Origin of the sequence: Nocardioides stalactiti, assembly GCF_014180715.1 — a bacterium.
Taxonomy (GTDB): domain Bacteria; phylum Actinomycetota; class Actinomycetes; order Propionibacteriales; family Nocardioidaceae; genus Nocardioides; species Nocardioides stalactiti.
On sequence record NZ_JACEFC010000159.1, the window covers coordinates 1 to 7623 of the forward strand.

Below are 7623 nucleotides of genomic sequence, written 5' to 3' on the forward strand. Positions count from 1 at the left end.
GCAGGTTGAGGCCGTGGCGCTCGCACGCCGCGCGGAGCCCGGCCGGGGTCCGGGCGTGGGTGAGGCCCACGCCGAGGCCCAGGCCCACCACGCCGGCGTCGGCCAGCCGGCCGACGTACGGGTCCCACTGGGTGCGCCATCCCTTGGTCGCCAGCCCGGTGGTGAGGAGCAGCTCGCCCCCTTCGAGGAACGGTGCTGGGTCGACGAGCTCACTCGTCGCCACCCACCGGATCTCCGCGTCGGGGCGCGGGACGTGGAGCGGTTCGAGCGCGAGGCCCGGGGCTCGGAGCAGCTCGGCGACGTCCACCACGGTGGCATGGTCGCACACTCTGCGGCTCCGTTCTGTGCATGTATGCCACGCCGTGACGCCGAGATCTGCGGGTCGGTGCAGCTGCACGTTCCTGCGCGGCGAATCGCGTAAGGACGGGCCCGCCGCCGACGTCCCCCGGATGACCACGTCACCTCGCGGGGTGCACGCCGACAGAAGGAGTGGGACGGATGGCAGGAACGAGGACAGGCCGACGGATCGAGCGGCGAGGTGCGCGCGGAGCTCGGGAAGGACGGGCGCGCCGAGGCGTGGCCGCGTGGGCAGCAGCCCTGCTGGGAGCAGCGGTGCTCGGGGCGGGCCTGGCCGGACCGCCGCCGGCGACCGCGGAGTCCAACACGCGCGACCACACCGTGGTGTCCAACCAGGAGCTCCACGCCTACGTCGTCCGCGGGGAGCGCGTGCGGTTCGCCGTGACGGTGGACCGGCAGGCGATCCAGCGGTCCGACGTCGCCTACACCGTGACCCTCCGCGGTCCTGGCGGCGTGCGCGAGCGGTGCCGGATCGCCGCGGGGTCGCCCGTCGGGAGCCGCTGCGTCCTCGGGCCGCTGCGAGCGCGCAGGACCGGGATCTGGCAGGGGCTCGTCGCCGCGACCGGCGCCCCCGACATCGAGGGCATCAACGCGACCGGCGACGGTCCGGCGGGAGACCATCCGACGCTCGACTGGGACCTCTCGGTCGGTCGTGCCGACGGGACCGCGGTGCGCGGACGGGTGTGGGCGCCCGCGCGCTACTCGATGTTCAACAGCCCGGGTGGGTCACCGGCGCGAGTACGCGCCGGGGCCGGGCCGCTGACGCTCTTCTACCTGCACGACAACGGCTGGCTCTACCGCGCCCGCTACCCGTCCTACAACGGCATCTACTCCCGCCACCGCGCCACCAGCCTCGGTGTGGTGGCCGCCGCGACCGGTGTCCCGGTCTACCGGTCCACCACCAACCAGGCGCCGCGGGTGCTCACCATCGACCACGCGGCCCAGGACTACTACAAGGTGTTCTTCGACCGCCCCGACCCGGCGATGCCGTCGTCGGCCCTCACCTGGGACGGGCGACCGGTCGTCCTGGACAACGCGTCGGCGCCGATCACCCCGACGGTGACGGGCCTGCGCTACGTCGAGACCGCTGACCTCCGGACCCACGCCGGGGCCTACGAGCTCCGCGTTGCCCACCACGCGGGTGTCGTCGAGGTGGTCGTCGACTCCGACCTCGACGGGTCGCCCGGTCCGGCCGACGTGCGGTTCGAGCACCCGGTCGACGCGGGCGCGGCAGCGGTGGCTGTCCAGGGAGCGTGGGACGGGCGCGCCACCGACGGCACCGTCGTCGACCCCCGGCGCCCGACCCGGGTGTGGGCGGTGATCGAGCGCGCCGGCGAGATCCACTTCACCAACTCCGACGTGGAGTACCGCTCGGGCCTGGAGATCCAGCGTCTCAACGGTCCGGCGGGTGGTCGCTCGACCCTCTACTGGGACGACCGCTCCCTGCGGATCGACGGCAAGCACCGGGCGAGCACCCGGGTCCCCGACGGGCGCGCCGGGGTCGACTCGCGCGGAGGCGTGCACGACCTGCCGACCGCTGGCGCGGGCGGGGGCTTCGGCTGGGGCAACGAGAGGTTCATCGACGACTGGACGTTCGTCCCCGTCGAGATCTCGGCGCAGGCCGCGCAGGCGGCCGACCTGCGGATCCTCAAGGTCCGCGACGGTAGCGTCCCGGTGGCCCCGGGCGAGCCGATCACCTGGCAGGTGGAGGTCGGCAACTTCGGCGGTACGACGGCGACCGGCGTCACCATGACCGATCTGGACCTCGACCCCGAGATCGGGGAGCTCGCGCTGTCGGAGCCGTCGGTCGGCACCGTCGACGGCCTGACCTGGGCCGTCGGAGACCTGGCGCCCAACAGCACCGCGACGGTGACGGTCACCGGCACCGTCGCGACCGACGCGGTGGGGCCGGTCGAGAACCGCGCGGTCGTCGCGTCGCCCGACGACCCCACCGGTCCGCCCGCCGATCCGGCGACGACCTGCGAGGACAACAGCACGCTGCCGGCGGACGGTGACGGCTGCGACGTCGTACGGACGCCGCTGACGCCGGTGCCCCCGACGCCGGAGCCGCCGGCGGCCGACGTGGTCATCGACAAGCGCTCGGCCGACGTCCGCCTCGACCGGCCGCACGGGACCGGCGAGGTCACCTGGCGGGTGCGGGTGCGCAACGAGGGCCCGGACCTGGCGCCGGCGGTGAGGGTGACCGACCTGCCGGGTGGAGGCGCCGAGCTGGACGTGGTGCGGGGCCCGTCGCGCGGCACCTTCGACCCGGCGACCGGCCGGTGGGACGTCGGCGACCTCGCACCCGGAGCGACGGGGTGGGTCGTCGTCCGGACGACGCACCCGCTCGCCGACCTCACCGCAGGCGTCGCCAACGTCGCGCGGGTCACCACACCGCTCGACCCGTGGCAGCCCGGCCACGGCTGCCAGGCCAACGCCGACCTCGGCGGCGACAGCGACAACTGCGACCGTGACGAGGTGGCCGTGGACCCGCCCGCCCGCCCCGAGGAACCGCCGCGACCGACCGACCGGACGCCGCCCCTCCCGGCTGCCGGCGGCCCCGCGCTGGTCGCCCTCCTCGGCGGGTCCGCCGCGATCCTCGCCGGCACTGCCCTCCTGCTCGCGGGCCGCCGTGCCAGGCGGGGTGGCCGGCGGGACGAAACCCGGGGCGACCCGCGGCACGGCACGTCGGTCTAGCGACGCGACGGAGGCCCTGGCACACCCGGACGGGCGCGCCAGGGCCTCAGGCGCGCTCGGCGGGGGTGGTGCCGCCCCACGTGCCCCAGGTGAGGCCGCTGCCGACGGCCTCGTCGAGGCACTCCTGCCGCACCGGGCAGACGTTGCACACGCGGACCGCGTGCTGGTGGTCCTGCGCGGTGCCGCCGAGGAACCACTCCGGCGGGTACTCGACGCACGCGGCGCGGCGGATCCAGTCGTTGTAGGAGACGTTGCGCTGGAACTTCTTCTTCTGCGGGCCCATACCCCTGGACGTGCGGGAGCAGGATTTCCTTACGCCGTTTGCGGAACGGATCTTCAGGGCGCCGAGGACGCCCAGGGATCCTCGCGCCGGCCCACGGTCGGGAAGTGCAGCCGGACGCCGTCCTCCTCGGCCAGCGGCACCAGGACGCGCATCGTCGCGTCGAGGTCGTCACCCAGGTAGGGCAGGGCCCGCAGCGGCTGGTCGAGGGGCCGGAAGAAGTCGTCCCAGTGGATGAGGACGACCGTCGTCGCCCCCACCGCACGGACGGTGTGCTCCCAGTAGGCACGGAGGTAGGACTCGTCCTGCTTGCCGAGCTGACCGACGCCGAGGTAGGCGACCTCGGCACGACGGTCGGCGAGCGCGCCCTCGACGTAGCCGGCGCTGCCCTGGACGAGGAGCCGCCGGCTGCTGGCGTGCTCGGCGAGGATGCTCCAGGCCTCGCCGCACTTGTAGGCCTGCACCTTCGCCGGCGGGACGACGGGTGCGGTGATCTCGCCGGGGAAACGGTCCGGCGGGCAGTGCTCGGAGGCGATGAAGGTGAGCGACCAGCCGCCGACCTCGAGCTCGTCGCCGCTGGTCACGACACGGATCTGTTCCTCGGGGAGGCCGCCGCCCCGCCCGACGTGGGCGGTGGACGACCCGCCGACCAGCAGCGCGCCCGTGCAGTCGGCGACCGCAGCGGAGTCCAGCGCGTGGTCGTAGTGGCTGTGCACCGGCAGCACGGCCCGCACCCGGTCGGCCCCCGCGCGCTCGAGCCCCGCCTCGATCCGCGCCGGGTCGGGCGCGATCGGCCGGAGCAGCGTCGTGAGCATCGGCGGCCGCGAGAAGAACCCGTCGGTCAGCACCTGGGTCTCCCCGTCGTCGAGGAGCAGCGTCGCGACCCCGAGGAAGGTCACCGACATCGCTCCCGTCGCCCGCGGGACGTCGAACCGGTCGGCATACGGATCGAGGCTCGGTCGACCCAGAGGCAGGCGCACGAAAGGAAAGTACCTGCCGAAGTCGCGTGAGGACGTGACCCGCTCCTCCGTCCACCTCGTGAAAGGGGGAGACATGAGGACGGGAACAAGGAGGGCGGTGCGGCTCCCAGGGGTCGCCGCCGCCGGGGGATCGATGGTGATGAGCCCGCTGGGCTGGCCGTTCGCGGGGGAGCCCGACCGACCTGGGCGCTGTGATGCCCGACGACTGAGATCCGATCCTCACAGCAGGGCGACGACGGCGGCGGGGTCCTCGACGTGGGGGTTGTGGCCGAGGCCGTCCCAGGTGACGACCTCGACGCCGAGGCCGGCGTAGTTCTCCTCGCGGACCATCACGTCCTCGGAGCCGCGGGCCAGGGTGACCGGGCAGGAGACGTCGTCGAGGAGCGCCGGCATGTCGGGCACGCCGAAGTCGAAGGTGCCCATGTCCTGCGCGATCCGCCACCCGCCGTCAGCACCGGGGACCTCGCGGATGCCGGCCGCGTGCTCCGGCGCTCCCGGGTCCGCCAGGCCACGCAGCCCGGATGCCAGCAGGTAGCGCTCGACGGCCTCCTCCCGCGTCGGGAACACCCGGGCCGGCTTCAGCGACTGCCCCCGCATCCCCTCGACGTGCGGCGCTGGCCAGTAGGTCTTGATCGAGAACCCGACCACCCGCTGCACCCGGTCGAGACGACCCGCCATCGCGAGCGCCACCATGCCGCCCATCGAGTGACCGACCAGCACCAGGTCGCGGTCGTCGGGCAGCGCCTCGGCGACCAGAGCCGCCTGCACGCCGAAGTCGTACGACGACGCGGTCGCCGAACGTCCGTGCCCCGGCAGGTCCGGTACCACCCAGCCGCCCGCCCAGGCGTCGGGCAGCAGCGCCTCGAGCCCGCGCCACAGCTCTCCCGTGCCACCGAGCCCGTGGAGGAGCACCAGCAGCGGTCCGTCGTCAGCGCCGCCGGTCCGGGTCCAGATCACCGTCGCACGGTAGCGAACGGTGACCCGCACCACGTCGGTCGCGACCTGTTACACGGGCGAAACGAGTGAGGTCGTGAAGCTGGTGAGGATGTGAGGACAAGTTGACCAACGGGAGACTGCTGCACACGAGGACGCGAAACGACCGAGCTCCACGATCAGTGCATTCGATGGCAATCAACTGCCGGAGCACAGGAGCACGACATGACCCTCACCTCACCCCCGCCCGAGGCCGACACGGCCCCCGCCCCACGCCACCGAAGTGGCCGCTGGATCGACGAGTGGCACCCGGAGGACGAGAAATTCTGGGCCGAGACCGGAGCGAAGGTCGCCAAGCGCAACCTGATCTGGTCGATCTTCGCCGAGCACCTCGGCTTCTCGGTCTGGCTGATCTGGAGCGTCAGCTCGGCGATGCTCCTCGCACAGGGCTTCTCGTTCACGCCTCAGCAGCTGTTCTTCCTGGTGGCGATCCCCAACCTGGTCGGCTCCCTGATCCGGGTGCCTTACACCCTGGCGGTGCCGAAGTTCGGTGGTCGCAACTGGACGATGATCAGCGCGGCCCTGCTGCTGGTCCCGACGCTGTCCTTCGCCTACTTCGTGAACCAGGCGGACACGCCGTACTGGGTGTTCTGCATCATCGCGGCCACGGCCGGCTTCGGCGGCGGCAACTTCGCCTCGTCGATGGCGAACATCAACTTCTTCTACCCGGCTCGCCTGAAGGGCGCTGCGCTCGGCCTCAACGCGGCTGGCGGCAACCTCGGCGTGGCGATCATCCAGTTCTTCCTCCCGATCATCGTCGGCGGCGCGGGCATCTTCGGTCTGGTGAAGGCGTCCGAGGGAGGCATCCACCTGGAGCGCGCGGCCTGGGTGTACGCCGGGCTGTCGATCGTCGCGGTCCTGGCGGCGTTCTTCTTCATGGACAACCTCTCCTCGGCCAAGTCGCCGGCCAAGGACCAGCTCGCTGTCCTCAAGAACAAGCAGACCTGGGTGATGTCGTTCCTCTACATCGGCACCTTCGGCTCGTTCATCGGCTACTCGGCCGCGATGCCTCTCCTCATCAAGCTCAACTTCTGGCGCCAGCCGGTCCCCGAGGTCATCGGCATCGGCATCAACTTCGCGTTCTTCGCCTTCCTCGGCGCGCTCGTCGGTTCGATCGCGCGGCCGTTCGGTGGCTACCTCGCGGACAGGTTCGGCGGTGCCCGGATCACGCTGGTGTCCTTCGGCGGCATGATGCTGGGCACCCTCGGCGTTCTCTGGACGCTGAGCATGCTCGAGCCGTTCCCGCCGCCGCCGGCCCCCGAGGCGCTCGCCGCGATCAAGGCCGACCCGTCGTCGTTCGTCTTCCCCGACGCGGTCCGTGCCGCGGTCGAGGCCAACGAGGGCGTGTTCCCGCTGTTCCTCGGCATGTTCCTGCTGATCTTCTTCTTCAGCGGCATCGGCAACGGCTCGACGTACAAGATGATCCCCGCGATCTTCCGTACCGACGCGGAGCGGGCCACGGCCGACCAGGGGCCCGGTACGCCGGAGCGTGAGGCGGCGCTGCTCGCGGGCACCAAGAAGGCCTCGGCTGCGGTCGGCATCATCGGCGCCGTCGGTGCCATCGGTGGCTTCCTGATCCCGATCACGTTCGGCTCGCCGTGGGTCACCGACCCGCTGGCCGCGACGAAGACCGCGTTCCTGGTCTTCCTCGGCTTCTACGCGGTGTGCGCGGCGGTCACCTACGTGGTGTACCTCCGCAAGCCGCACCCGGCGAAGGCCGCCGTCTCCTACGCGGGCGTCGGCATCTGATCTCCGTCGAATCGGGACCTACCTGAACCGAATCGGGACCTACCTCCAGCGAATCGGGACCTACCTCCAGCGAATCGGGAGATGTCGTCAAGACATCTCCCGATTCGTGTCAGGTAGGTCCCGATTCGACGTTGGTGTGAGGTTGTGAGAACTAGTTGACGTGCAGGTCCGGCTGCACGATCCGAACGCGAAACCGGCCACGACTGGAATAGGGACATGACCGTAGGAGACGCACGCTCGGGCGAGGGCGCGACGCGCACCCACTGCCCCTACTGCTCGCTCCAGTGCGGCATGAAGCTCGAGCGTTCCGGTCGTACGGCGCTGAAGGTGCTCGCCTGGGACGAGTTCCCGGTCAACGAGGGCGGCCTGTGCCGCAAGGGCTGGTCGGCCGCCGACCTGCGCGGTCACCGGGAGCGGCTGACCGCCCCGATGGTCAGGGACCGCGAGACCGGCGAGCTCCGCGCGGCGGAGTGGGACGAGGCACTCGACCTGATCGCGGCGAGCGTCCGAGGGCTGCAGGCTGAGCACGGACCCGACAGCGTCGCCGTCTTCGGCGGCGGGGGGCTC

General features: G+C 72.0%; 7 protein-coding genes. 3 read left to right on the top strand and 4 right to left on the bottom strand.

Going from position 1 to position 7623, the window contains the following annotated elements; genetic code table 11:
* The coding region (locus tag H0487_RS20680) for a PucR family transcriptional regulator ligand-binding domain-containing protein (RefSeq protein ID WP_183096114.1) at positions 1–310 on the bottom strand (310 nt) is incomplete at its 3' end.
* A 266-nt stretch (positions 311–576) separates the two neighbouring features.
* Here H0487_RS20680 and H0487_RS20685 point away from each other — a divergent pair.
* The gene (locus H0487_RS20685) at positions 577–3054 is read left to right on the top strand and encodes a DUF11 domain-containing protein (RefSeq protein WP_183096115.1); all 2478 of its coding nucleotides are present in this window, start codon (positions 577–579) and stop codon (positions 3052–3054) included.
* 46 nt (positions 3055–3100) lie between these two features.
* Here the strand turns inward: H0487_RS20685 and H0487_RS20690 are convergent, their stop codons facing one another.
* The 3 genes from H0487_RS20690 to H0487_RS20700 form a co-directional block, all read right to left on the bottom strand.
* Positions 3101–3337 carry a WhiB family transcriptional regulator gene (locus H0487_RS20690; protein ID WP_183096116.1) on the bottom strand — a complete coding sequence of 79 codons (237 nt, stop codon included), beginning with the start codon at positions 3335–3337 and terminating at the stop codon, positions 3101–3103.
* A 53-nt stretch (positions 3338–3390) separates the two neighbouring features.
* Entirely contained in the window at positions 3391–4314 is a 924-nt protein-coding gene (locus H0487_RS20695) for an MBL fold metallo-hydrolase (protein WP_183096117.1), read from the bottom strand.
* Positions 4315–4533: 219 nt separating this feature from the next.
* Positions 4534–5271, bottom strand: coding sequence for an alpha/beta fold hydrolase (locus H0487_RS20700; protein ID WP_220793636.1), 738 nt, complete (start codon positions 5269–5271; stop codon positions 4534–4536).
* A gap of 201 nt (positions 5272–5472) precedes the next feature.
* Between H0487_RS20700 and H0487_RS20705 the strand changes: the two genes are divergently transcribed.
* Together H0487_RS20705 and H0487_RS20710 are read left to right on the top strand one after the other, a co-directional pair.
* A complete protein-coding gene (locus H0487_RS20705; RefSeq protein ID WP_183096118.1) occupies positions 5473–7056 on the top strand; it encodes an MFS transporter in 1584 nt (527 codons plus the stop codon).
* A gap of 216 nt (positions 7057–7272) precedes the next feature.
* The coding region (locus H0487_RS20710) for a molybdopterin-dependent oxidoreductase (RefSeq protein ID WP_183096119.1) at positions 7273–7623 on the top strand (351 nt) is incomplete at its 3' end.